Genomic DNA, 24,879 nt, shown 5'->3' on the forward strand with positions numbered 1-24,879 from the left:
AACAAGTTGCCCGGCCCGTTGGCCTGCGGCAAGGTGAGAAAAGTAGAGCAAGAAACTTATCTTGCGGTGTCTTTCTCTGAATGCGGATGCAAAATTAGTAATTCTTTATCCGTTTGTCAAGTGAAAGTGAAAATATTTTTTCTGGTTCACTTGTCCCGCCTGACTGGTTAACTGCTTCACGCTGAGCGGGTTACCGCTGGTTTGTGAATTGTTTTAGTGAATTGGGACTGCAAAGGTAGGGGGCTGAGTTGGCTTTGTCAAGGGGTGGGTTGAAAATAGTTGGGGGGCCGCCAAAGAATATTTGGTAAGCCCCCCAACGTCAATCACTTACCGCATCAAAATATTTTAAACTTTTTTCAGGCAACTGATAATAGTCCAAATTGTTCGTGCGATGCGGAGGCAATGAGTTATATTGCATCTTTCTTTTGTCTCAATTTTGAGGCAACATATTCGACAATGAAAATTTTACATACCGCCGATTGGCATATCGGAAAACGGCTTCAGGATTTTCAGCGGCTTCAGGAACAACGCGACGTATTAGCAGAGATCGTCCAGCTTGCCAATCAGGAAGACGTTGATTTGGTTTTGGTCGCCGGTGATTTATTTGATACGTTCAATCCCGACCCGCTGGCTGAAGACTTATTATATAGTACGCTTAAAGATCTCACTGCTGGTGGGCGCCGAACCGTTGTAGCGATTGCCGGAAATCATGACAATCCAGACCGCATCGAAGCGCAGGACCACTTCGGGCGGGAGTGCGGGATTATTTTTGCTGGTTTCCCAAAGACGGAAGTCAAATCTCACGCGCTTAGCTGCGAAGCGAAATTACTTCATTCAGCACCGGGTTTTATTGAATTGAAACTACCCCGCCAAACAGCACCAGTACGTATTATTCTGACGCCTTACGCCAACGAAACCCGTATGCGTTCGTATTTCGGCACGACCAGTCTCGACGATGAGCTTCGGCAAAGTTTACGTGGGCACTGGGAAACGCTGGCCAATATATATATGGATAAGAAAGGCATCAATTTGCTGATGGCTCATTTGTTCGTGATGAAACGGGGTGGAGAACAGCCCGAAGAATCGGACGATGAACGTAGCATTTTGCAGGTTGGCGGGGCCTCAGTGATTTACACGGATATGATTCCGCCCCAGGTTCAATACGTAGCATTGGGCCATTTGCATCGCTATCAGGAAATGGCGGGCGGCCCTTGTCCAGTAATATATAGTAGCAGCCCGTTGGCATATAGTTTCGCGGAGGCCGACCAGCAGAAATACGCAATGCTGATTGACGCTCAGCCCCAAAAAGACGTAACGGTTACGCCAATTCCACTGAAAACGGGAAAACGGTTGTTACGTCCACGGTTTAAGCGCGTCGAAGAAGCTGTAGACTGGCTCTCTCAGAATCCGAACTGCTACGCTGAAATTACCATGCAAACTACTACGTATCTTACTAGCGAAGAACGGCGGCAGCTTCAGCAGGCGCACGAATCGCTGGTGACCATCATTCCCGACGTGCGGGATGTAGAAGCTGAAGTTGAAGAAACGGCGCCAACCATCGACCTCACCCAAAGTATGGAAACGCTGTTTACGAACTACTTCAAAAACCGGAACAAAGGACAGCAGCCCAACGAGCGGCTTCAGCAATTATTCAAAGAGATTTTAGCAACTGACCCCGAATGATACCCATTAAACTGTCGATTCAAGGGCTTTATTCGTACCAGGAATTACAGGAAATTGATTTCCAACGACTTATCGGTGCAAGCGTATTTGGTATTTTCGGGAAAGTGGGAAGCGGAAAAACTTCACTGCTCGAAGCGATTAGTTTTGCGCTTTATGGAAAGGTGGAGCGGCTCAACGACCGCGACAACCGACAGTACAACATGATGAACCTGAAATCGAAACAGTTACGTATTGATTTCGAGTTTCAGGCCGGTCCTGAGCAGCAACTTTACAAATTCATTTACGAAGCGAAGCGTCATCCTAAAAAACACCACGAAATAGCTACCGGTGAACGTCGGATGTTTATCCGGCAGGAAAACGATTGGCTTCCCATCGGTTCTGAAAAAGAAGATGTCGGCATCCTGTCAAAGCAGATTTTGGGGCTGGATTACGAAAATTTCAAACGGACGATTATCATTCCGCAGAATCAGTTCCGGGAATTTCTGGAGCTTAGCCCCGTCGAACGTACCAGAATGATGAATCAGCTTTTTAAGCTGGATCAGTACGATTTGGCCGCTCGCGTTGGTAAACTCAGTAAAATTAACGACGATCAACTGGCTGAGTTACGTGGGCTGTTATCTCCTCTCGCTAACGTAACGCCCGAAGCCATTGACGAGGCTAAGGCCAACCTCGAAGCTATCCATCAACAGGTGCTACGTACCGCTGATCAAATTGCCCAACTCGAACCGGCCGAGCAGCAGTTGCTTCATCTTCAAAAACAGCACAATTCGTTACTCTGGGCGCGCGAAGAGTTAACACAATGGCTGGAAAAGGAACCTCAGTTTCGTAAAATTCAACGCGACATCGATCAATACGAACAATGTCGGCTGGTTTTTCAGCAGGATTTTGCTACACTCGACAAATTAAAAAATCGACGTAATGAATTAGCAACTTCAACGTATCAGTCTAAGCGTAAGTTAGATACGCTCGTAGAGCAACTTCCTGTTCTTCTCAAAACATACAATACGGCCAAAGAAGCGTACGAGAATCGGGGGTTGATTTTGAAACAAATAGATGAGCTGGATACGGTTCAGAATATCAGGACGGTACAGGGTTCAGTAGAACAACTAAGCCGAAATAAGCTACTGCTGGAACAAAGAAGCCTACAGCAAAAATATCAAATCGACCAGCTCAGAGCAGAGCGCAGAACCCACCAGGCCGTGGTCGATACGTTGGCTAAAGAGGAGTCGAAACTGGAACGACTCTATAAGGTACAGACTTGGTTCGGTACCTATAAACCGCTGAAAAAACAGGCGGATGGCCTGCGTGAGCAACTTGAGCAGCATGATGTAAAAGTGGCTCAATTGAAACAACGTAAAGACGATGCTCTGGTTGGTTTTCCGTCTGAATGGGCGTCGCTTACGCTGAAAACACTACCTCCATACATCGAACAGGAACTAGGTCAATTAAAAACGATTCAGGAACAGCGACAGACCATCCATCAGGAAACTTTGTTGAAACACGAGCTGCAACGCTACGTTCAGAATCTGATCGAAGGAACACCCTGCCCGCTCTGTGGGTCGACTCATCACCCATCTAAACACAGCGACAATTCTGAAGAAATCGACGTAGTAAAAACTGAAGATTTACTGACTCAGGTTCGGCAACGTATCGACGAAACCACTACGTTACGTTTGACTATCAAAGGTTTAGAAGCCGAGTTACGTACCGTTCTGGAAAATGGCAAGCAGTTGACCAACGAACGTAGCGACGTAATACAGCAGCTTACTGCACATGAAGACCTGTTTGTGTGGCCAGAATTTTCGGTCGAACACGAAGAAAACGTAACAGATGCCATTCAACAGGAAAGTCAATCACAAAAACAGCTTCACGACGCCCGAAATGCGGTGCAGGAATATACTCGGCAAATTGACGATGCCGAAACGTCGCTAACCAAGCTGAGCGATACGCTAGCCAAAGCCAACACAGACATTGCCGGCCTCACTGCTCAACTGGAGGTACACGTATCGTCGCTTGAGCACTACAAACTGAATGACGTAACATCCTGGAAATTAGATCAGATTGACGAAGCCCGCGAACGGTTAAATCAGTCATTTTACCAAACCAAAGCTGATTTTGAGGAAGCCGAGAAGCAACGTAGCGACGCCGAAAAAGAACAGGTTGTTTTACAGGAGCAGATTCAGCAACATGAAAAACAGGCAGTCGGCCTCACCGACGATATAAACGCGCTGGAAACAACCATCGTCCAGCACCTGACAGACAATGCGTTGACGCGCGAACAAGTCGAGCAACTGTTACGTAGCAATCTGAACGTAGAGCAGGAAAAACAACGTATCAACGAATACCAGAACAAACTGCGCGATTTCCAAAAACTGGTGGCTGATTTAGAAGCAGAGCTAACGAATCAGTCGTTTGATGCTGATGCGCTGGTTGCCGTCCAGGAGCAACTTGAAATGCTTCGGACTCAGCGAGATGCACTGAACAAGGACGTCGGTAAAGCGGGCAACGTAGTAGCAACGCTAGAGCAGCAATACGTTGATAAACAGGCCCACCAGAAACGCCACGACGAACTTGATTTACGTCGGCAGGATTTGAAGAAAATGGACGAAATGTTTCGGGCACAGGGTTTCGTTAACTACGTATCGGCAGTTTATCTGAAAAATCTCTGCGAATCGGCTAATGAACGTTTTTTCAAATTGACCAACAATCAGTTAAAGCTAGAGCTGGATGATAAAAACAACTTTCTGGTACGTGATTACCTCAACGGTGGCGAAGTTCGGAGCGTGAAAACCTTGTCGGGAGGTCAGATGTTCCAGGCGGCTCTGTCACTGGCACTGGCCCTTTCCGACAACATCCAGCATCTGACCAAAGCCAAGCAAAACCTGTTTTTCCTGGACGAAGGTTTTGGCACGCTCGATAAAGATTCACTGCAGACGGTTTTTAAAACGCTGAAAGCGCTACGTTCCGAAAACCGTGTGGTGGGCATCATTTCGCACGTAGAAGAGTTGCAACAGGAAGTTGATACGTACATCCGCGCCGAAGCTTCCGAAAACGGCAGCCGCATTGTGGGAAGCTGGCAGGAGTGACAGCATCACCCCAACCTAAATTTTAAAAGAGAAGGTTATAGGGTGGGAATTAGCTTACCAGCATGCATTTTGGGCCAGTTTTGGGTTAGCAATAATGCCGCCCGTTAAGACCGGGTAATAATGGTTTTTATCCGCGAACTTCCGGTGAAGCAAATTGCTTTGCAGATCAGATTTACTACGTTTCCATGACTACGTTTTCTCGTCGCCGTTTTCTACAATCATCTGCTACGTTGGCGGGCAGTGCTTTTCTGTCGCCCGTTTTAGCAGCTTTCGACGTAGCGCAAAAGTCACTACGTTTGGGTGGACCTATTTTCCTGAAAAGTGATGATCCTGAAGAGCTAGCGCGTGAGCATCGCCGACTACGGTACAGTGCGGCCTACGTACCAACTGTAGAGCTAAAGGATACGACGAAAATTGATGCTATTGGAAAGGCATTTGCCGCTCAGAACGTACTGATTGCCGAAGTAGGCGCGTGGGTGAACATGCTGGATCAGGATGCCGAAAAGCGACGAAAAAATCTGGACTATGTAACTGAACGTTTAGCCCTGGCCGAAGCCGTTGGCGCTTTGACTTGCGTAAATATCGGTGGCTCTTATAACCCAACTCGCTGGGATGGACCCGACCCCCGCAACGTAACGCAGGAATACTTTGACGCCACTGTCGAAAATTGCCGTAAAGTGATCGATGCCGTAAAGCCCAAACGGACCAAATTTGCTCTGGAGATGATGGGCTGGAGCCTGCCCGACGGACCCGATTCATATCTGAAGTTCATCAAAGCCATTGACCGGCCTGCATTCGGTGCCCACATCGATATAGCCAATATTATCAACTCGCCAACGCGCTATTACAACAACACGGCGCTCATCAACGATACGTTCAAAAAGCTAGGCCGCTGGATTGTGTCGTCGCACGCGAAGGACGTAGTAGGGCGCGATGTTCACTTTGCCGAAACCATGCCCGGACGCGGTGGCATGGACTACGTAGCATACATCCGCAACGTAACGTCGCTGCCGCAGGAGGTGCCGCTATTGCTGGAGCACTTACGCACACCGGAAGAATATGACGAAGCCCGGCAATACGTTATCGGTCAGGCTGAAAAAGCGGGGGTGTCGTTGGCGTAATTAATACTACAATTCCGGAATTTCCCGTATTCTGACTTTCATAACGGGCTTTTCGCCATCGGGCACAATGGCAACGAACGTATTACTTACCGTTTCGCCGTTACGTAGCATGTGCCCCGCCTGCACGTAGGTTGTCGTATTTACTTCTTTACCCTCCGCATTTTTGATACGTTGCTGATAAGGCACGGTGAAGGGACGCGCCATGATTTTAGCCCCCTTGGATGTCAGGCGTTTGCCGGTGGCATTGACACAATCGAAAAAAGCGAGTTGGTTGAGGTCTTCCTGCCCTAAGAGGGTTTGTTTGGGCAGAAAAAGTCGAGTACAACTGCTCTTATTACTTACATAAATGGAAATTTCGTAACGCATAAACGGCTCTCCGCTAATGTCGATACGTCGTTCGTTATTGATCTCGTAGCCATAGTCCATACCGTTGAGTTGCACTGGCTTACCTGACTGGACATCCTGCGCCTGTTGGGCAAAAAGAGGAAAATGAAATAGTGCCAGTAATAGGCAACTGGCTAACAATTGCTTCATAATGACTGATTAACAGTTAGTAACCTAAAAAATACAAATTACGAAGAGTGAATATATTAACAATGTAAACTGAATAACGCCCGGCTTTAGCACATTATTCAGTTTACACTCTGCATTATTCATTAATTACGCCATCGCCTTTCGCATCAGGTCGAGGCTTTGGCGGACGCCAGATTCGGCGGCTTCTTTGCCCTCAAACTCCAGCGACACGTAGCCTTTGTAATTTGCTTTTTTCAGAATGTCAAAGATGCGTTTATAGTCGAGGTCGAGCGAGTACCATTCACCACCACCATAATAGGTTTTGGCCTGAACAAACGACGCATACGGCGCAACCTGTTCGAGCTTCTCGTATGGGTTTTCGAGGAAATTACCCGTGTCCATCAGTACGCCCATCCACGGTGAATCGATTGCTTTGCGGATACGTAGCAGCCCTTCCGGCGTTGACGACAAGCCCCAATGATTTTCGAGCGCCAGCATCACCCCACACTCAGCGGCTTTGGGTAAGCATTTTTCAATACTATCGATAACCCATTTAAATCCTTCATCTTCTGTATGACCGGGCAGAATCGGTTCGATACCACGTTTGGTCATCAGTTCGTCGAACGATTTAATGGTATTCCAGCGCCCTGTATTAAGGCGCATACACGGAATACCAAGTTTATAGGCCATTTCGATACCCTTGATGGTATGCTCTATATTTTTCTGGCGTTCGGCAGCATCAGGAAACACAAATCCTTGATGTATAGACAGACAAATCAGGTCGATGCCGTTTAAAAACGCGTGCCGTTTAATTTTTTGCAGGTACGCATTGTCTTCGCCTTCCATCTGCCGGTGCAAAATGTCGACGCCCTCAAAACCTAGTCGGGCCGCTTCGTCGATCACCGTTTCGATGGGTACTTTGGTCTTTTTGAAATGCCAGTACGAGTACGACGACAGGCCCAGTTTGATACGTCCCGGCGAGGTAGGGGCAGTTTGTGGCAACGTACTAACAGCAGGTAATGCAGGCGAAACCGCAGCGAGGGCACTGCTGGTCAAAAAGGAGCGACGAGAGAATGACATGCAAAAGCGAGGTTTAGGTTAAGAACGGACCGGAATTACGGAAAAAAGTGGATTTTGAGCAAGTTATCTTGCGTAATGAATAAAGGTTGATGAATAATGCGGCTGGCGAGCATTATCCATCAACCTTTATTCATCAGAAACTTACTTTACTTCAGGAATATCGGACGGCTCAATCAGCAGATAACCGGGGTTGATAATCGCACCGTGCCAGCGCACACCCAGATGCATGTGTGGCCCCGTCGTGCGCCCGGTTTCGCCAACAGCCCCTATTTTCTGGCCTTTCGTAACGGTTTGATTTGGCTTGACATTAAGTGTTTTAAGGTGAAAATATTCACTAATCAGCCCGTTACCATGGTCAATGTATATCGAGTTGCCGCTAAAAAAATGATTGGCAGCCAGCAGTACCCGGCCATTGCCAATACTCAGCACCGGTTCGCCACCCGTAACCGGGTAATCCTGACCCGTATGACGGTCGCGGGCTTGTCCGTTGAAGGTACGGCACGTACCAAAATTACCTTCACCTTTCGGTAACGAACTGGCAGGTTTACCCACCGGCAAATCGAATACAGGAGGGCGTTCGTCACTTTTGTAACGTAGTAACGGCAGCACGGTCGCCATCTCTTTGCGGTGACGAGCCAGATTGGCCTTTGATACGTCGATGTATTCAGTCTTGGTGAAATTTTTAATATCCTCCTGCACGCACGGTTTTTCGATTACTCTCAGTTTGGCACTTTCGAGTTTACCGCCAGTCGTTCGGCGCGAAATGGTGTAAGTAGCCGGTTTCATTTCCATATCGACCGGATAATAACACGTACCGTTGACTGCTTTCCAGGCTTGCTTCCCAAAACTGCACCGCAGACAATTGCCCGGCCAGCGAACGAGTTCTCCTTGAGCAACCGTGACGGATTTAGGAGTGGTCGATTTCTGGGCATAACTATAGCTGCCAATACTGTGTATCAGCACAAAAAACAAAAGGAATGGAAAAGTTTTCATCGGGAGTTGGGCCATAATTTGTGTGCTATTCTAACCCAATCAATCCGGAAATGTTCGGTAATTGGCCGGGTAGTTTAAGCCGTTGTTTTCCTTATTATTCAATTCAATAAATAAGTTTGGACACCCGGCGGATGCGCCGGAATTTTGATAAATGCTCAACTTTTGTGTCGCATGATTGCCTTACCAACCTCGCCTAAAACTATTCTCCGTTCGTTTGTGACTCTTGGCTTTATGGCTGGGCTATACGCCTGTGCTACGTCTCCCAGAGCTGTTACCCAGACATCAACGGCTACTACAACCGACGTAGCAGAAACGTCGCCAGCGGCAGCACCTGTTGCGCCAAAACAGGCCACTCCGGCGCGTATTCTTGTATTTTCGAAGACAAAAGGCTGGAACCATACGTCGATTCCGGCTGGAATTGCCGCTATTCAGAAGCTCGGTCGTGAGAATAATTTTCGAGTCGATACCACGAAAAACGCGAATTATTTCGTCGATGATAGCCTGAAGCATTACCAGGCCGTTGTCTGGCTAAGTACGACTGGCAACGTATTGAATCAGACACAACAGGCTGCTTTTGAGCGATATATACAGGCTGGTGGCGGCTATATGGGTATCCACGCGGCCGCTGACACCGAATACGACTGGCCGTGGTATAACAAACTGATAGGCGGTTATTTTTCGAGCCATCCGAGCCAGCCCAACGTGCGCAAGGCGATGGTCGACGTACTGAACAAAAAACACATCTCGACCGAACACCTGCCCGACCGATGGGAACGTACCGACGAATGGTACAATTACCGTTCGCTCTACTCTGACCTGAACGTACTGGCGAATCTGGATGAAAATACCTACGACGGTGGTACCAACGGCAGCAATCACCCGATTGCGTGGTATCACGAGTTCGACGGAGGGCGGGCCTATTATACAGGCGGTGGACATACCGACGAAAGTTTTACCGAACCACTGTTTGTGAAGCATATGTTAGGCGGCATCAAATGGGCAATGGGTGACGGTAAACCGCTGGATTACAGCAAGTCTTACGCCGTAGTGATGCCCGAAGAAAATCGCTTCGTAAAAACCGTACTCGTTAATGATTTGAACGAGCCGATGGAGCTCGCCGTAGCCAAAGATGGCCGCGTATTTTTCACCGAACGTAGTGGCAATCTATCAGTTTATAACACACGTACTAACAAAAGCGCCCTTGTCCATCGGTTCGACGTACCGACGAAAGTTGGTCATGGCGTTCAGGGTATTACGTTAGATCCAAACTTCGCGACGAATCACTGGCTGTATATTTACTATTCGCCCCAGTTCGAAAAAGACCCGTTTTACAACCTGTCTCGCTTTGTAGTAAAAGACGATAACACGCTGGACGTAGCATCGGAGAAAGTGCTGCTGAAAGTGCCCAGCATTGATGCGCCGGGTTCGCACCACGGCGGGTCAATTGCGTTCGACAAAGAAGGTAATCTCTACCTGTCCACTGGCGATCACACCAATCCGTTCCCATCAAACGGCTACGCACCAATCGACGCCCGCCCGGACCAACTAGCCGCCGACGCCCGCGCTACGGCAGCCAATACGAACGATTTCCGTGGAAAAATACTACGTATCAAGCCGCAAGCCGACGGTACTTATACTATTCCTGAAGGAAACTTATTTCCGAAAGGCACAGAGAAAACGCGTCCTGAAATTTACACGATGGGCCTTCGGAATCCGTATCGAATTGCGCTCAACCCTAAATCGTCGGTGCTGTATTGGGGTGAAATCGGGCCGGATGCGGGCAAAGACAGTACGTTAGGTCCACGCGGCTACGACGAGTTTAATCAGGCGAAAAAAGCCGGGAACTTCGGTTGGCCACTGTTCATTGGAAACAGCCAACCTTACGCAGCCAATAACTTTGCGACAAAAGAAATCGGCACTCGTTTCGATCCAAAAGACCCAGTTAACGATTCACCCAAAAGCACTGGCCTTCAGCATCTGCCGCCGGTGAATTCAGCGATGATCTGGTATCCGTACGCGGCTTCCAAAGAGTTTCCCGAATTGGGTCAGGGTGGACGTAGCGCGATGGCGGGTGAGTTTTATAGTTTCGACAAAAACTCAACGTCGAAATCCAAATTCCCGGAATATTACGATGGCGCACTGTTCATTTTCGACTGGATGCGTAACTGGGTAATGGCTGTTCGCGTCGACAAAAACGATAATTACCAACGTAACGAACCGTTTATGGCGGCCGCTGGCGATTTCCGGCGACCTATCGACTTAGCATTTGGCCAGGACGGCGTGATGTATATGCTCGAATACGGTTCGGTATACGGCGCTGATAATGACGATGCTCGATTAGTGAAAATCGAATACAATACAGGTAATCGCCCACCGGTTGCCCGCGCTCAGGTGATTGATTCGGCGGCAGTAGCACTACGTAACTCCCGCGCTTATCTGACATCCGATGGACGTAACGCTCCCGCTATTCACGAAGTTGTTGGACAGGTTCCGCTACGTGTGCAATTTGGTGGACGTGGCACGGACCTGGACGAAGACGCGCTAACGTATCAGTGGCTGTTTGATGGAAAAACGGTTGGCGCGACCAAGCTGAATGCTACGTATACCTACACGCAACCCGGTATTTACAAAGCCATCCTGAAAGTAACTGACCAAACCGGACAGGTCGGGATGGACACGATTCAGGTGAAAGTCGGCAACGCCAAACCCGAAGTTGCGATCACCTCAACGGGCAACAAGTCGTTCTACTGGAATGGAAAACCCTTCAACTACGTAGTGAAAGTGAGCGATAAGGAAGACAAAAAGATTGACCCGAAACGTATCAAGGTTGCTTACGAATACAGCGCGCAGTCAGGTGCCGCACCGACTACGTCTCCGCAGCAGGGGCATCAGGATTTGGCGATGATTGGAAACGGTTCGCTCGGTAAAACGCTGGTTACGAACAGCGATTGCAAAGCTTGCCACACTATTGATAAACCCTCTGTAGGACCAACGTTTCTGGCGGTAGCAACCCGTTACAAAGGTCAACCCGGGACGGTGGAGCGGCTCGCCAGGAAAATCATCGAAGGCGGAGGAGGAGCCTGGAGCAAAGACCACCTGATGAGCGCTCACCCGCAGATTCCGGTGCAGGACGCGCAGGAAATGGTGAAGTATATTTTCTCGCTGACCGACGCCCGCAAACAAAAAGCCGTGCCGCAACAAGGAACCCTCGCGCTGGACGAACATAAACCTGAAGACGCACGCGGTCAGTACACACTAGTCGCTTCGTACACGGATAACGGCGACGCTGGCAAACGAGTTGGTCCACTAACCGGCACCGACGTAGTGACGCTACGTAACGCCAAAATCAAAACCATCAACGCTGATGCCTACGTTGGTTTCCCTCGATTCGGCAATCGGCTGAGTGCCGGAAATCACAAAGCTTACGTACTGATCAAAGACGTTGACCTTACCAACATCAAATCGCTTACTTACGAATATTCGTCCCAGAATAAAGATGGCGAAATTGAAGTCCGTTTAGATTCCTACGCAGCACCGGTAGTAAGCCGAACCGCCTACAAATCCACCGGCGACTGGAAAAATATGAACGAAGTAACGGGCCAATTCGATAAGCCGATTACCGGAAAACACGACGTATATATTGTAGTCATCAAGCGTGATAAACCGAATGAGGGCATTATTCAACTGAGCAGTATTCAGTTTAATGAGTAAGAAGGCCCTGACAGGCTCTGGCTGTCAAGATTGCGCGAGCGATTAATCCGGTAGCTACGACTGACAGCCGGAGCCTGTCAGGGCCTCAGACATACTGAAACGGATTGCCGGACGGGATGTACGTAACGGGAATGCCGGGCACTTTGGGTTTCAGCCAAGATACCAGCCAGTCCATCCCGGCGGCTTCGCTCAGGATGTGGCCCATTAGCACCAGCGATAATTTTTGCCCCTGAATATGCGCATCTCGCACGTATTCAGGGGTTTCCCATTCGCTGGATTCTCCACAAAAAACGACGTCAGGTTTCGCCCGTTCAATCGCCATAATCTGATTTCGACCGCCCGCTGCTCCCGGTAATAGAAGGACTCGCTGACAGGATTGCGCTAAATCGCCAACCACACGTACTTGCTGGATGCCCAGTTTCTGTTTGACGTGGGTAATCAGTTTTGCTACGTTCGTCGCTGGCAACGTAATGATTTGTGGATTTTGGGGATCTACGTTGTTCGTCCAGTCAAGTGCTGATAGCATTCCTGTCCGAATACCATCGGGCCGATGCGAGTGCCAGTAATCGTGGAAACGCCAGACCGCAATGCCGTTTTTGGTAAGCAGTTCGTTTTTTTGCTTAAAAACAGGATCATTGCTGAGCCAGTCGGTTTCGTCAAGATGATTGTAGAACGTGGGCTCGTGGGCAATGATGAAGTTGGCTTTTGCGGCAACGGCTTTTTCGATGACTTCGGTAGTCGTAAACATTGTCGACACAATGCCCGTAACAGTCTGCGACGCATTACCTGATTTTAACGTATCGACGGTTTTCGGGAAAGGCGCGTTAGGAATCGTCTTTAGAATCAATTCCATTACCTGACCGACTGTAATGGATGCCTGATTAGATTCCAAAGAACTTGCCTGACTAAGAAATGGCGTATTGAGAAACATCGACGTACTAACCATCTTGGTTGCATTAACTAAGAATTGCCGTCTTCCGGGAAGTGTAGTCATGGTTGTTTTGGATTTGTAAGACGATACTACGTAATTTTAGTGAGTTACAATAGCTTGTTATTGGGTATCAGGCTGAATCATTTAAACGTTTCGGTGGTTTTAAAATAATAGCTAACTTGTAGTAACGCGAGTGCTCATGACAGAAAGACCCCTAACCGATTGGTTGCCGCTGACGAAACAGGAAGTTGAAAAACGCGGCTGGGATGAAGTAGATATTGTGCTGGTATCGGGGGATGCCTACGTTGATCATCCGGCCTTCGGGACTGCCGTGATTGGACGTATCATGGAAAGTGAAGGTTTCCGGGTGGCGATAATTGCCCAGCCAAACTGGAAAGATGACCTGCGTGATTTCAAAAAATTTGGTCGGCCAAAATACTTTTTTGGTGTTACGGCTGGCTGTATGGATTCGATGGTGAACCACTATACGGCCAACAAACGACTACGTTCCAACGACTCGTATACGCCCGGTGGCGAAGCGGGTTTCCGGCCTGATTACGCTACAATTGTTTACTCCAATATCCTGAAAACGCTCTATCCCGACGTACCAGTACTGCTCGGGGGTATTGAGGCTTCACTACGTCGGGTAACCCACTACGATTACTGGCAGGACAAACTCATGCCGTCGATTCTGGTCGATTCGGGGGCTGATATGCTGGTATATGGTATGGGTGAGCAACCCCTCCGCGAAATTCTGAAACTGGTTCGGAAGAACGTACCGTTTTCGTCGATGCGGAACGTCAACCAGGTGTCTTTTCTGCACGACGCCAGTACACCATTACGTGATTATAACAACTGGAATACGGTTGAACTGGCTAGTCACGAGGTATGCCTAGAAGATAAAATCAAGTATGCGGCCAACTTCAAAATTGTTGAGGTAGAGTCGAATAAATGGCAGGCGAACCGCATTACGCAGCAGGTTGGCAATCAAATATTGGTAATTAACCCACCGTTTAAAACGATGGATGAAGCCGAAGTTGACAAGTCGTTCGATTTGCCGTATACCCGGATGCCGCACCCGAAATACAAAAAGCGTGGGCCAATTCCGGCCTACGACATGATCAAGTTTTCGGTCAATATGCACCGGGGCTGTTTTGGCGGCTGTAGCTTCTGCACGATCTCGGCGCACCAGGGCAAATTCATTGCGTCACGTAGTGAAAAGTCGGTGCTGAAAGAGGTCGACGAAATCACGAAACACCCAGAGTTTAAAGGGTATATCTCTGACTTGGGTGGACCGTCGGCGAATATGTATAAGATGAAAGGCAAAGATGAGTCCATCTGTGCTCGTTGCCAGAGTCCAAGCTGCATCCACCCGGTCATCTGCTCCAATCTTGATACGTCGCACAAGCCGCTGACGGAGCTATACCGGAAAGTAGATGCGAATCCGAAGATCAAAAAAGCGTTTGTGGGATCGGGCGTCCGTTACGATTTACTGGTCGATGATTTCAACAAAAACAACGAAGACGGCAACCACGACGAATACATGGAGCAACTCACGACGCGCCACGTTTCAGGTCGGTTGAAAGTGGCCCCTGAACATACTGCCGACGATACGTTGCGGATTATGCGGAAGCCGTCGTTCAAGTATTTTAAGCTGTTTAAGAAGAAATACGATCAGATTCAGGAGAAGCATAACCTCAAACAGCCGCTGATTCCGTATTTCATTTCGTCGCACCCAGGCTGTGAGGAGCAGGACATGGCAAACCTGGCCGCCGAAACAAAAGACATGGGTTTCCAGCTCGAACAGGTGCAGGATTTTACGCCAACACCCATGACGGTGGCCGAAGTGATTTACTATTCCGGCGTTCATCCATATACGCTGAAGCCGGTAAAAACAGCTAAAACCCGCGACGAGAAACAGGCACAGAACCGTTATTTTTTCTGGTATAAGCCCGAATACAAAGACTGGATTCGGAACCGTCTGAATAAACTCAACCGCCCGGATTTAGCGGATAAACTACTCGGTAGTCCGAAGAAAGATAATTTTGGTAAACCGAAGTTCAACCGGAATTACTCAGGAAAGAAAAAACGATAAGTTCATAAAGCAGTTAGGCCAAGTTTTCAGACTTGGCCTAACTGCTTTATGAACTTACTCCTCAACGGCGTAAACTACTTCATGCGCTTCCCAGAGGGCAGGCACATCCAACTTTTCCAGCATTCGACTAACGGCCGGTTCGGGTACGGGATATTTCCGATTCGCATTCTGTTCAGCGCGACGCGCGTTTGGAACCTCTACATAAACCAGTTTTACCCGCGCCCGGTACGTAACGAATAAGTCGATTAGCTGAGCGCGCAGATTTCGACTAATATTAGTAGCGTTCCAAACAAACGACTGCTGATTGCGCAAATACGCTCGCGCCTGTTCTTTAGCCATTTGCACGACCCGGCCGGTACCCCTTCGGTCAGTTGGGTCAATACCGAGTTGGCGCCGGTAACCATCCAGACTGACCACAGGCCAATCGCGATAGTTTGCCAGAATATGAAAATCCTTACCTACACCCGGTAAACCGATCATTAAAACGACCGTCGTTTTCGTTTCATCAAACAACGGAAAATCGGGCGCTACGTCGTCGCGCCGGAAATACTGAAATCGGGTCAGGTCTGAGGCAAACGGATACGGTTTTCCGTAGCAATTCTGTTCACGACAGAACTCCTCAAACAAATCAATTCGATACAGTAACTCGGCCTGATCATGGCAGATACGTCCCAACACGTCGGCACGAGCCAGAAGCGCCAGCCAGGACGTATTCACTTCCAGACTGGCCTTTAACAACGTTTGGCGAGGGTTTTCTTTTTCAAAAACCCAAAGCGGTAGTCCATGATGGCGTACGAGTTTAGCCACTGCTTCGCGCTGAAAAAACGGCGTTGGTATGGTGTCATACAACAGCAGCCGGGCGGTATGTTCGCCTTTCTTGGCATGTCCTCTCGACGTAATACGTCCGTCATCTTCCAACACGGTAGTCGAGCGCTTTTCGACGTCGTGCAGGAGTGCGGCTGCCCATAAAATAGCCTGTTCGTCAGGCGATAGGGCTTGATAACCAGGTAATGACGTTAGCGCATCGAGCACCATGCGGGTATGCGTTGCTACGTCCCCTTCGGCGTGATGGATCGGATCTTGCGGAACACCAACCATGTCGCGCACAAAATCAAATTGACGTAGCAAATCGGGCCAGTCGGTACGTTTGGTTAATTGCCAGTTCATACGTTCCTCCTTTCCCACGCCAATGGCGCGCGTTTCCAGGTACGTGTCCAGTGCTCATCTGTCTGGACATGCCCCTTACGAACATACTTAAATACGCGATGCGGAAACTCCGTTACTGCATACGATCCTACGTCTCGCGAAACTACACCTTCCATAGTGCAGGTTGTACCGGTGGACGTATCGACAGAGCCAAATCGGCTGGGCTGACTAGCCCATGAAAGTATCTCTGCTTTAATCGTTTCGGTTTGCAAAGGAGCGGTCGATTTTCCTAGTTCAGGTACGGTTGGAAAATCGAGCAGGTTAGCGTAAAACTGCGTTTCTTCCCAAGATAGCCACGTATCATGCTCTCGGACGGCGAAGACGAAAAAATGGTTTTCGAGCCGTTCGTAGCGGATGGAGTGAATGGCAAACAGGTTTTCGCCAAAGATTTCCAGATCGCCCAGTTCATGCCGAATCTGTTCCCAACGCTGACGTAGCGCACTGGTCCAGGGCGACGTAGTGGGTGCTACGTGCGAGCGCGCAAAAACGCCGTGACGACTCAGACAGTTGTTTTCACCGTCCAATTTTTCGGTATGAATCAATACGTTGATACGTGACAAATCTGATGCGTAGTCATGATTGATACGATCGTCGCTGGTGGTGCCGGGCGAAAACGGGTAATGGTACGTTCGCCCGTACTTGGTTGATAAAGCCATGTTTAGAAAATTTAGGTAATACAATAGACACAAGGACTTCGGGGAGAAGTCTCTTCAGCAATAGGCAGTGTCGATACGTATTACATGGCTTTTCAAATAATTTTGCGTGTGCTTTATGCTTTCACGTTGCGCAAAGTTAGCGAAATATCTACCGTTCACTAATTCTGTTCCTGCTACGCATATCGTTCCCGAATAACTACCAGCGAGGCTTCAACCTGCCCAATTCTCCCGGTCCAGACTCCGGTATTGAATGGCCTCGGCCAGGTGCTCGATTTTGATTTCATCGCTGGTTGCCAGGTCGGCGATGGTACGTGCCACTTTGAGAATTCGGTCGTAGGCGCGGGCTGATAAACCCAGACGGGTCATAGCAGTTTTGAGTAATGCGCGACCGGCGTCGTTAATGGCGCACACTTCTTTTACCATTTGCGACGGCATCATGGCATTGCAATAAATTCCCGGTTGATCGGTAAAACGGGCGGTTTGACGTTCCCGCGCCCGAATGACGCGCTCCCGGATGACTTCGCTGGGTTCGGCGGGTCGGTTGGAGGTCATTTGGTCGAATGATACGGGGGTTACTTCCACGTGCAAGTCAATACGGTCGAGGAGGGGTCCGCTGATTTTAGCCAGGTATTTCTGCACCACGCCAGGGCCGCAAACGCATTCTTTTTCGGGGTGATTGTAGTAGCCACAAGGACAGGGGTTCATGCTGGCAATGAGCATAAAACTTGCCGGGAACTCCACGGCCCATTTAGCCCGCGAAATACTCACTTTCCGATCTTCGAGCGGCTGGCGCATTACCTCCAACGCCGACCGTTTAAACTCGGGTAACTCATCCAAAAAGAGTACGCCGTTGTGCGCTAACGATATTTCGCCTGGTTGCGGAAAACTGCCACCACCCACCAAAGCCGCGTCGGAAATGGTGTGGTGCGGTGCCCGGTACGGACGAGTAGCCATCAGATTAGCTCGTGTGCCAAGCTTGCCTGCTACCGAATGAATTTTTGTGGTTTCCAGCGCTTCCTGCAACGTAAGCGGGGGCAGAATGCTGGGTAATCGCTTGGCCAGCATGGTTTTGCCCGCGCCCGGCGGACCGATCATAATAACGTTATGCCCACCGGCAGCGGCAATTTCCAGAGCCCGTTTAATGTTTTCCTGCCCCTGAACGTGTGAGAAATCGGCATCGTACGCATTTACCTGCGATAGAAACAAATCACGGGTGTCGCTCACCAAAGGCGTAATGTCTTTTTTTCCTTCGAAAAACTCGACCGCATCCTGCATGTTCGCTACGCCAATTACGTCCAGATTGTTCACAATGGCCGCTTCCTGCGCATTTTCGAGCGGAAGAATAAACCCTTTATAACCCTGTTTTCGTGCCTCAATAGCTATCGGCAGAACACCCTTGATAGGACGTAACGTACCATCGAGAGCCAGTTCTCCCATAATTACATAGTCTTCAAGGCTGCGCTGGGTGTTTATTTGCTCAGATGCCTGCAATACGCAAAGAGCAATGGGCAAATCATACGCCGAACCCTCTTTGCGAATGTCGGCTGGCGCCAGATTGACCACGACTTTCTGACGGGGCATTTTGTAGCCAAAGAACTTGAGAGAAGCTTCGACTCGCTGCTCACTCTCTTTAACAGCGCTATCGGGTAGACCAACCATATTGAAATGAAGCCCCTGACCTACGATGACTTCAATAGTAATAATGCTCGCATTTACGCCATAAACGGCAGCGCCAAAGGTTTTGGCTAACATAAACGGGTTCGATAAAAGAAAAAGAAACTAGCTGACAAAGCTATAGACGAGTAATTGATAAAAGGTAATTCGTCAACCAGTTTTAAGTGGCAAATTGTACTATCAAATATACGTAGTCAGGAAGGTTTTGTAACCATTGTCCCAGGTATTAATAAGTTGACAGTTGAATTGCTACGTAGGTGTACGGTGTATATTAACATTCTGCTTATTTTCGAATGAAAACAAACCCTTCCGCCCAATGACCACTACGTTAAATCGGCAACCTGTTTTTGAATGCATCAGTGGGCCCGACGAGGGGCGAACAGCTATATTACTTCCGCAAACCCGTTTGATACTTGGACGTAATCCGGGGTCAAATATTCCATTAACTGATCCGCAAACGGCTGACCGGCACTTATCCATTTTATACGACGGACAACATATTTATTTTCAGACGATTGATGCCGAATCGGTTGAATTAAACGGACGTAACGTAACAACGGGAGAACTCAATCCGGCGGCTGATCTACGTATCGGTTCTTCGCATTGGCGACTTCGTATCGCATCCGACTCAACCAATTCAAGTTCTGGTAACCCCTTCGCTAATCTCGATTTTTCAAGCTCGGTCAACCGGATCAGTACGTTAACGGGCGTCGATACGTTGGACAGCGATTTCAGTCTGAAAAGTATCTTTGCCAAAATCGGCGAACAACGTACGGATGAAGATATCGAGAGTGCATTTACAGTAGGAACACGTGCAACAACGCCCGTTGTCGGTACAATTGCTTCGCATTGGCCTCAGCCCTGGCTTTTTCTCCGGTTTGGTGGCAGTGCGGTCCTGTTATTCATTGCGTTATACATAGCAGTGAATCAGTTCAACAACGTATTACTGATTCCCGGACTGATCTTCGTTGGCTCATTTGCGGTACCATTCGCCAGCCTGATTTTTTTCTGGGAAATGAATGCTCCACAGAATATTTCCCTCTATCAAACCATTAAACTGTTGTTTTTGGGCGGCATGGTATCGCTGTTTATTTCCCTGTTTTTTTTCAGCAATACTGCCTTTTTGGGTACGTTTCTAGGCGCTTCGAGTGCGGGTATTGTGGAGGAATCGGGTAAGTTGCTGGCGGTGCTGATGCTGATGCGCAACAAAAATCAGTACCACTGGATTCTGAACGGATTGTTGTTTGGAGCGGCCGTTGGAACAGGTTTTGCTGCTTTTGAATCGGCGGGCTACGCATTTGTGGTGCTCCTGCAGGGTGGCTTCGGGCCGGCGATCAGTAATATTTTTCTACGGGGTGTATTGGCTCCATTCAGTCATGTCGTCTGGACGGCCATTACGGCAGCGGCTATCTGGCGCGTGAAAGGCGAACGCAACTTTGACTGGGATATGCTGAAAGATCCTCGCTTTCTGCGGACGTTCATTGCCGTAATGCTGCTCCATATGGTCTGGAATTCACCCTTCGATTTCCCCATTTTCCCGGTAATCTGGTTTATTCCAACCAAACAATTGATACTCGGTACGATTGCCTGGATTATGGTATTGGGTACTATTCAGAGTGGTTTGAAGCAGATTAAAAAGGCGCAGGAGGCCGTACTACAGGCAGCAACTCCTGTTGATGCTACGCCCTAAAACTGTTGCCAAAACTTTTATGCAAACGGATACTGACGTATTGATTGTGGGCGCTGGTTTGGCCGGTCTAGTAGCCGCTGCTGAATTGGCCGATGCGGGTAAACGTGTCACTGTGGTTGATCAGGAGCCGGAGCAGAATTTGGGCGGACAGGCATTCTGGTCGTTTGGAGGATTGTTTCTGGTCGATACGCCGGAGCAACGTCGACTCAAAATCCGGGATTCTTACGACCTAGCTCTGGCCGACTGGATGGGCACAGCCGCCTTTGACCGCCCAGAAGATCACTGGCCCCGAAAATGGGCAGAAGCCTACGTAGCATTTGCCGCTGGCGAAAAACGTAGTTGGCTTCATCAGCAGGGCGTTCGTTTCTTTCCGATTGTCGGTTGGGCCGAGCGCGGTGGGTACGGAGCTATCGGTCACGGAAATTCGGTGCCGCGCTTTCATGTTACGTGGGGCACAGGGCCAGGCGTGCTGGCTCCCTTTGAATTTCGCGTTCGGGAAGCAGTAAAGAAAGGATTGATTACGCTGAAATTCCGTCATCGGGTCAATGAGTTGATAACAAAAAACGGCGTTATTGAGGGAATTGAAGGCGATATTCTGGAACCGAGTAACGTAAATCGGGGAGAACGAAGCTCGCGGACTGTTGTTGGAAATTTCTCGCTACGTGCTCAGGCTGTTATTATTACGTCGGGTGGTATTGGCGCGAATCATGAACTGGTACGTCAGAATTGGCCTGATCGTCTGGGAGAGCCGCCTAAGCACATGCTGTCGGGTGTGCCGGAGCACGTAGATGGACGAATGTTGGGGATTTCCGAAACTGCCGGAGCCAACCTGATCAACCGCGACCGGATGTGGCATTACACCGAAGGCATACAAAACTGGGCGCCCATCTGGAAACAACACGGGATTCGCATTTTACCCGGACCTTCGTCGATGTGGTTCGATGCACGGGGAAATCGACTGCCAGTGCCGTTATTTCCGGGTTTCGATACGTTGGGCACGCTCGAACATCTTCGGAAAACAGGCTACGATTATTCCTGGTTTGTCTTGAATCAGAGCATCATTCGTAAAGAATTTGCACTTTCTGGCTCTGAACAGAATCCAGATTTAACAGGAAAAAGCTGGCGGCAGGTAATGGGTAGAGCTGTTGGCAAAAATGCACCTGCCCCCGTAGAAGCATTTAAGCAGAACGGGGTCGATTTCGTTATAAAAAACAACCTCGCCAACCTCGTTGCAGGTATGAATGAACTAGCAGGCGAGCCGCTCATTGATCTCACTACGTTGGAACGTGAAATTATAGCCCGTGATCGTCAGTTGAGCAATCCGTTCTGCAAAGACGCCCAAATCACGGCCATTCGTGGGGCACGTAACTATCTCGGCGACAAGCTTATCCGAACGGCGAAACCGCATCCTATTCTCGACCCTAAAGCGGGGCCGCTCATCGCCGTTCGCTTACATATTTTGACCCGTAAAACACTGGGCGGTCTGCAAACAGATCTCTCAGCCCGCGTTCTGAACGCTACCGGTGAACCGATTCCTGGCCTGTATGCAGCCGGTGAAGTGGCTGGTTTTGGCGGTGGCGGCATGCACGGCTATCGCGCGCTGGAAGGAACATTTCTGGGAGGTTGTATTTTCTCTGGTCGCGTGGCGGGCAGGGCTGCGGCAGAAGCAATTTGAAAGCAGTGAACTCCAGCCTAAATCACTCGCCGGAAGGAAGTGATTTAGGCTGGAGTTTATTCTATTTCCCCCAGAACTCATCTTCTTGAGCGATATCTTCTGAGTAAATCGTCGCTTCAACGATTTTGCCATTTTCGACCGTGTACACATCGATGTTGTGCACATCCAGCACACCGCCACCGGGCATCACGGCTTTCCAACGAACCACACAGGCGACTTTATTACCATTGATAGTCAGTTGTTTGATATCGGCAAGACTTAAGGTTTGCGACGATGCCTGAATCATACCGCCCACCATGTGCACAACCGCATCGTTTGACTTTTTAAGCCCCGAAAAACGATTCGTACCGGGCTGGTTCCACTGAATCTTCGGATCAATCAATGCCGTTGCGGTTGGAAAGTCGCCCTTTTGTACGGCGGTCAGGAAAGTTTTAATGACTTGGGCAGGTTGATCGATCATTACACTAGATGCATTCATGGTTGATAAATTGGTTTTGTTTGACATTGAGGTAAGACTTTGGGCTTTTGCGGACGTAGCAGATACAAGTAGAGCCGATACGGCGAGGGCCGAAAACAACGTAGTAATTGTGGGCTTTTTCATAGCATTTCAATTGATTATCAGTGTTTGACTGCTGCAAAACTAGGGCTGACAATCGGGCTGGATCTTACCTCAATCCGCCAATCGCTTACCATTTCACGCCAGTCTATGACACGTGTGGCGTATTCCGTTTACCTTCGTAAAAACTACTGTCATGGACGATTTCCAACTACGCTTTATCGGTACACTGCTTAGCTACGCTGCCCAGCGCGACCTATCGCCGGAGCAACTTTGCCAACTTTCGGGACTTGATTGGGAGGGAATTAAGCAACGTAACGTATCATCCATTACACTCCAGCAATTTGATGACCTTTGGCTACACGCCAGTAAGCTTAGTAACGACCCACTTTTTGGGCTGCATTTTGGTGAATCGCTGCAACTAGCGGCTTTGGGAATCGTAGGACAAATTGTTCAGACAAGCCAGACCGTTGGGGATGCCCTCACGCAAGCTGCTGACTTTATTCAACTGTTAACCAATCTGTTTGATATGGACGTATCAAAGGGACATGATGCGTTTACTGTTCGATTTATCCCCTACCCCAACCAGGCGGCCGAAGCACCTTTTGCCCTGCAACAAATGCTAGATCTGGCCATGGTGTTTGTACTTCATGAAGTTGATGGACTGGTGCTGACCAAGCTAAAACCGGAAGCCGTTTACCTACCCTACGTAGCGGAAAATGAGTCGGAATACGCTCGCGTGCTACGTAGCACGCCCAGCCGAAGCGACGATACCTATCAGTTAACATTCGCAGGGCGCTACTGGAACGTACCGATCTTGACAGCTAACTATGATATGCAGCAATTTCTGGTACAACAGGCCACGGCGTTGAGTATACCGGCCGATGCCGAGCCGTCGCTAAAAGAACGTATCGAAAACTACCTGATTACAAACGCTTATCTGGGAATTCCAACCCTGGAAGGAATGGCGGCTAATTTCAACACCAGCGCTCGTAGCCTCCAGCGAAAACTTCAGGACGAGGGCGTTACGTATCAGCAACTGGCAGATTCTGTCCGGAAATCGCTGGCCATGACGTATCTGAAATCTGGGCAATATCCGCTTAAGGAAATTTCCTATTTATTAGGCTACAATGAGCTTAGCGCTTTCAGCCGCGCGTTTAAACGCTGGACGGGCGCGGCACCAGTAACGTATCGAAAAGCTTAAGCAGTGATTTACTTTTTATGACTCCCAAGCCACAGCAGCGCATTAATCATTAACTTATTCTGCGTTTCATTTTCGAACGTAAAGGAAAGTTCTTTGTTGGTTTTGCCCTCATAATCAATATCGTTGTGACCCATGTTGACGTAGAGCATTCGGTATTTTTTATTCGTCCAGACTACCGGATAATCGCCACTGTGCCAGATTTCGTGGGGTTTTGGGCCCGTTCCGAGGGGAAAACTGGTCGAGTCGATGGACGCGAGAACGGTAATATCTGGATTGTTGCGTAAGTCGTTGGTCCACCGATACCATTCGTTCGGAGCCGTTTTGAACGTAACGGGTATCTGCTTCATAACCGGATGTTTTCGGTCTTCGACGCGAAGAATAGCCGATGTTGGTCGCCACGTATTGCTTTTGTAGGAGCCCGAACCCAGAAATTCATTGTGATACCAGTCCCAGTTTTGCGGATATTTCGATGGCGTCAGCGCAAATCCGGCGAAATGGCAGCCCAGCCATCCCCCTCCATTTTCCATGTATTTCTGGAACGCTTCCCGCTGTGCAGGTTCTTCGGGGCGGGTATCCAGGAAAATAACAACCTGGTAGTTCTTCAGGAAATCGGTGTTCAGGTTATTCCAGTTATTGGTTGAGTCATAGGCAAATCCATACTGCTCGCCCATCTTCGGAAACCACCGATTGGCTTCGTGAACGTAGCTGATATGTGCCCGGTCGTTCTGCGCCGTATAAAACGCAATAACCTTGAATTTAGGATTCTTATTCTGCGCCTGAACATTGACAATCAGGCCAATTATAGCGAAAACAACGAGATAAATGTATCGTCGGCGGGCTTCGTACATGGGTATAACGTAAGTGATTGTTACGTTGCCAAAGCATTAATAGGTATGCACATACTACGTTTGCTACGTCGAAAATAGGTGCTGGCGTATTTTATCGCTACGTGGCGTAACTTATCCGGATTGCGTACTAGACAGATCGTCTCCTTATCCATTTCAA

Annotated in this window: 17 protein-coding genes; 8 read left to right on the forward strand and 9 right to left on the reverse strand. The window is 48.9% G+C overall.

The features are described 5' to 3' along the window. The first annotated feature begins 456 nt into the window (after positions 1-456). The 3 genes from ACYVF1_RS25515 to ACYVF1_RS25525 all read left to right on the forward strand — a co-directional run bounded on the left by ACYVF1_RS25515 (position 457) and on the right by ACYVF1_RS25525 (position 5,890). Complete coding sequence (locus ACYVF1_RS25515) at positions 457-1,683, forward strand: metallophosphoesterase family protein (RefSeq protein ID WP_461084286.1); 1,227 nt, start codon at positions 457-459, stop codon at positions 1,681-1,683. Next, a complete protein-coding gene (locus tag ACYVF1_RS25520; RefSeq protein WP_461084288.1) occupies positions 1,680-4,769 on the forward strand; it encodes an SbcC/MukB-like Walker B domain-containing protein in 3,090 nt (1,029 codons plus the stop codon). The genes ACYVF1_RS25515 and ACYVF1_RS25520 overlap by 4 nt, the downstream gene beginning before the upstream one ends. A gap of 185 nt (positions 4,770-4,954) precedes the next feature. Further along, positions 4,955-5,890, forward strand: coding sequence for a sugar phosphate isomerase/epimerase family protein (locus tag ACYVF1_RS25525; protein WP_461084290.1), 936 nt, complete (start codon positions 4,955-4,957; stop codon positions 5,888-5,890). A 6-nt stretch (positions 5,891-5,896) separates the two neighbouring features. Here the strand turns inward: ACYVF1_RS25525 and ACYVF1_RS25530 are convergent, their stop codons facing one another. The 3 genes from ACYVF1_RS25530 to ACYVF1_RS25540 all read right to left on the reverse strand — a co-directional run bounded on the left by ACYVF1_RS25530 (position 5,897) and on the right by ACYVF1_RS25540 (position 8,476). Continuing rightward, positions 5,897-6,424 carry an ABC transporter permease gene (locus ACYVF1_RS25530; RefSeq protein WP_461084292.1) on the reverse strand — a complete coding sequence of 176 codons (528 nt, stop codon included), beginning with the start codon at positions 6,422-6,424 and terminating at the stop codon, positions 5,897-5,899. Between the two features lie 126 nt (positions 6,425-6,550). After that, positions 6,551-7,483: a sugar phosphate isomerase/epimerase family protein gene (locus ACYVF1_RS25535; protein WP_461084294.1), complete on the reverse strand. Its 933-nt coding sequence runs from the start codon at positions 7,481-7,483 to the stop codon at positions 6,551-6,553. 141 nt (positions 7,484-7,624) lie between these two features. Then, positions 7,625-8,476, reverse strand: coding sequence for a M23 family metallopeptidase (locus ACYVF1_RS25540; protein WP_461084296.1), 852 nt, complete (start codon positions 8,474-8,476; stop codon positions 7,625-7,627). A gap of 171 nt (positions 8,477-8,647) precedes the next feature. Here ACYVF1_RS25540 and ACYVF1_RS25545 point away from each other — a divergent pair, with 171 nt between their 5' ends. Beyond that, complete coding sequence (locus tag ACYVF1_RS25545; protein ID WP_461084298.1) at positions 8,648-12,187, forward strand: ThuA domain-containing protein; 3,540 nt, start codon at positions 8,648-8,650, stop codon at positions 12,185-12,187. 85 nt (positions 12,188-12,272) lie between these two features. On the opposite strand, the gene ACYVF1_RS25550 is transcribed toward ACYVF1_RS25545, so the two are convergent. After that, a complete protein-coding gene (locus tag ACYVF1_RS25550; protein WP_461084300.1) occupies positions 12,273-13,181 on the reverse strand; it encodes a Nif3-like dinuclear metal center hexameric protein in 909 nt (302 codons plus the stop codon). 136 nt (positions 13,182-13,317) lie between these two features. Here ACYVF1_RS25550 and ACYVF1_RS25555 point away from each other — a divergent pair, with 136 nt between their 5' ends. Then, the gene (locus ACYVF1_RS25555; RefSeq protein WP_461084302.1) at positions 13,318-15,213 is read left to right on the forward strand and encodes a YgiQ family radical SAM protein; all 1,896 of its coding nucleotides are present in this window, start codon (positions 13,318-13,320) and stop codon (positions 15,211-15,213) included. Between the two features lie 54 nt (positions 15,214-15,267). On the opposite strand, the gene ACYVF1_RS25560 is transcribed toward ACYVF1_RS25555, so the two are convergent. The 3 genes from ACYVF1_RS25560 to ACYVF1_RS25570 all read right to left on the reverse strand — a co-directional run bounded on the left by ACYVF1_RS25560 (position 15,268) and on the right by ACYVF1_RS25570 (position 18,827). Next, positions 15,268-16,380 (reverse strand): AAA family ATPase, encoded by a 1,113-nt coding sequence (locus tag ACYVF1_RS25560; protein WP_461084304.1) that lies wholly within the window; start codon positions 16,378-16,380, stop codon positions 15,268-15,270. Next, positions 16,377-17,075, reverse strand: a complete 699-nt coding sequence (locus ACYVF1_RS25565; RefSeq protein WP_461084306.1) for an RNA ligase family protein — start codon at positions 17,073-17,075, stop codon at positions 16,377-16,379. Before ACYVF1_RS25565 ends, ACYVF1_RS25560 begins: the two co-directional genes overlap by 4 nt. 210 nt (positions 17,076-17,285) lie before the next feature. Beyond that, positions 17,286-18,827, reverse strand: coding sequence for a YifB family Mg chelatase-like AAA ATPase (locus ACYVF1_RS25570; RefSeq protein WP_461084308.1), 1,542 nt, complete (start codon positions 18,825-18,827; stop codon positions 17,286-17,288). Positions 18,828-19,065: 238 nt separating this feature from the next. Here ACYVF1_RS25570 and ACYVF1_RS25575 point away from each other — a divergent pair, with 238 nt between their 5' ends. Both ACYVF1_RS25575 and ACYVF1_RS25580 read left to right on the forward strand, forming a co-directional pair. Further along, positions 19,066-20,439 (forward strand): PrsW family glutamic-type intramembrane protease, encoded by a 1,374-nt coding sequence (locus tag ACYVF1_RS25575; protein ID WP_461084310.1) that lies wholly within the window; start codon positions 19,066-19,068, stop codon positions 20,437-20,439. A gap of 19 nt (positions 20,440-20,458) precedes the next feature. Beyond that, positions 20,459-22,114: an FAD-binding dehydrogenase gene (locus ACYVF1_RS25580; protein WP_461084312.1), complete on the forward strand. Its 1,656-nt coding sequence runs from the start codon at positions 20,459-20,461 to the stop codon at positions 22,112-22,114. Between the two features lie 61 nt (positions 22,115-22,175). On the opposite strand, the gene ACYVF1_RS25585 is transcribed toward ACYVF1_RS25580, so the two are convergent. After that, positions 22,176-22,715 (reverse strand): nuclear transport factor 2 family protein, encoded by a 540-nt coding sequence (locus tag ACYVF1_RS25585; protein ID WP_461084314.1) that lies wholly within the window; start codon positions 22,713-22,715, stop codon positions 22,176-22,178. Between the two features lie 151 nt (positions 22,716-22,866). Here ACYVF1_RS25585 and ACYVF1_RS25590 point away from each other — a divergent pair, with 151 nt between their 5' ends. Further along, on the forward strand, positions 22,867-23,874 hold the full coding sequence (locus ACYVF1_RS25590) for an AraC family transcriptional regulator (RefSeq protein WP_461084316.1): 1,008 nt from the start codon (positions 22,867-22,869) through the stop codon (positions 23,872-23,874). Between the two features lie 8 nt (positions 23,875-23,882). Here ACYVF1_RS25590 and ACYVF1_RS25595 read toward each other — a convergent pair whose 3' ends face one another. After that, entirely contained in the window at positions 23,883-24,722 is an 840-nt protein-coding gene (locus ACYVF1_RS25595; protein ID WP_461084317.1) for a ThuA domain-containing protein, read from the reverse strand. Between the last annotated feature and the right edge of the window lie 157 nt (positions 24,723-24,879).

It is taken from the genome of Spirosoma flavus (assembly GCF_054778555.1).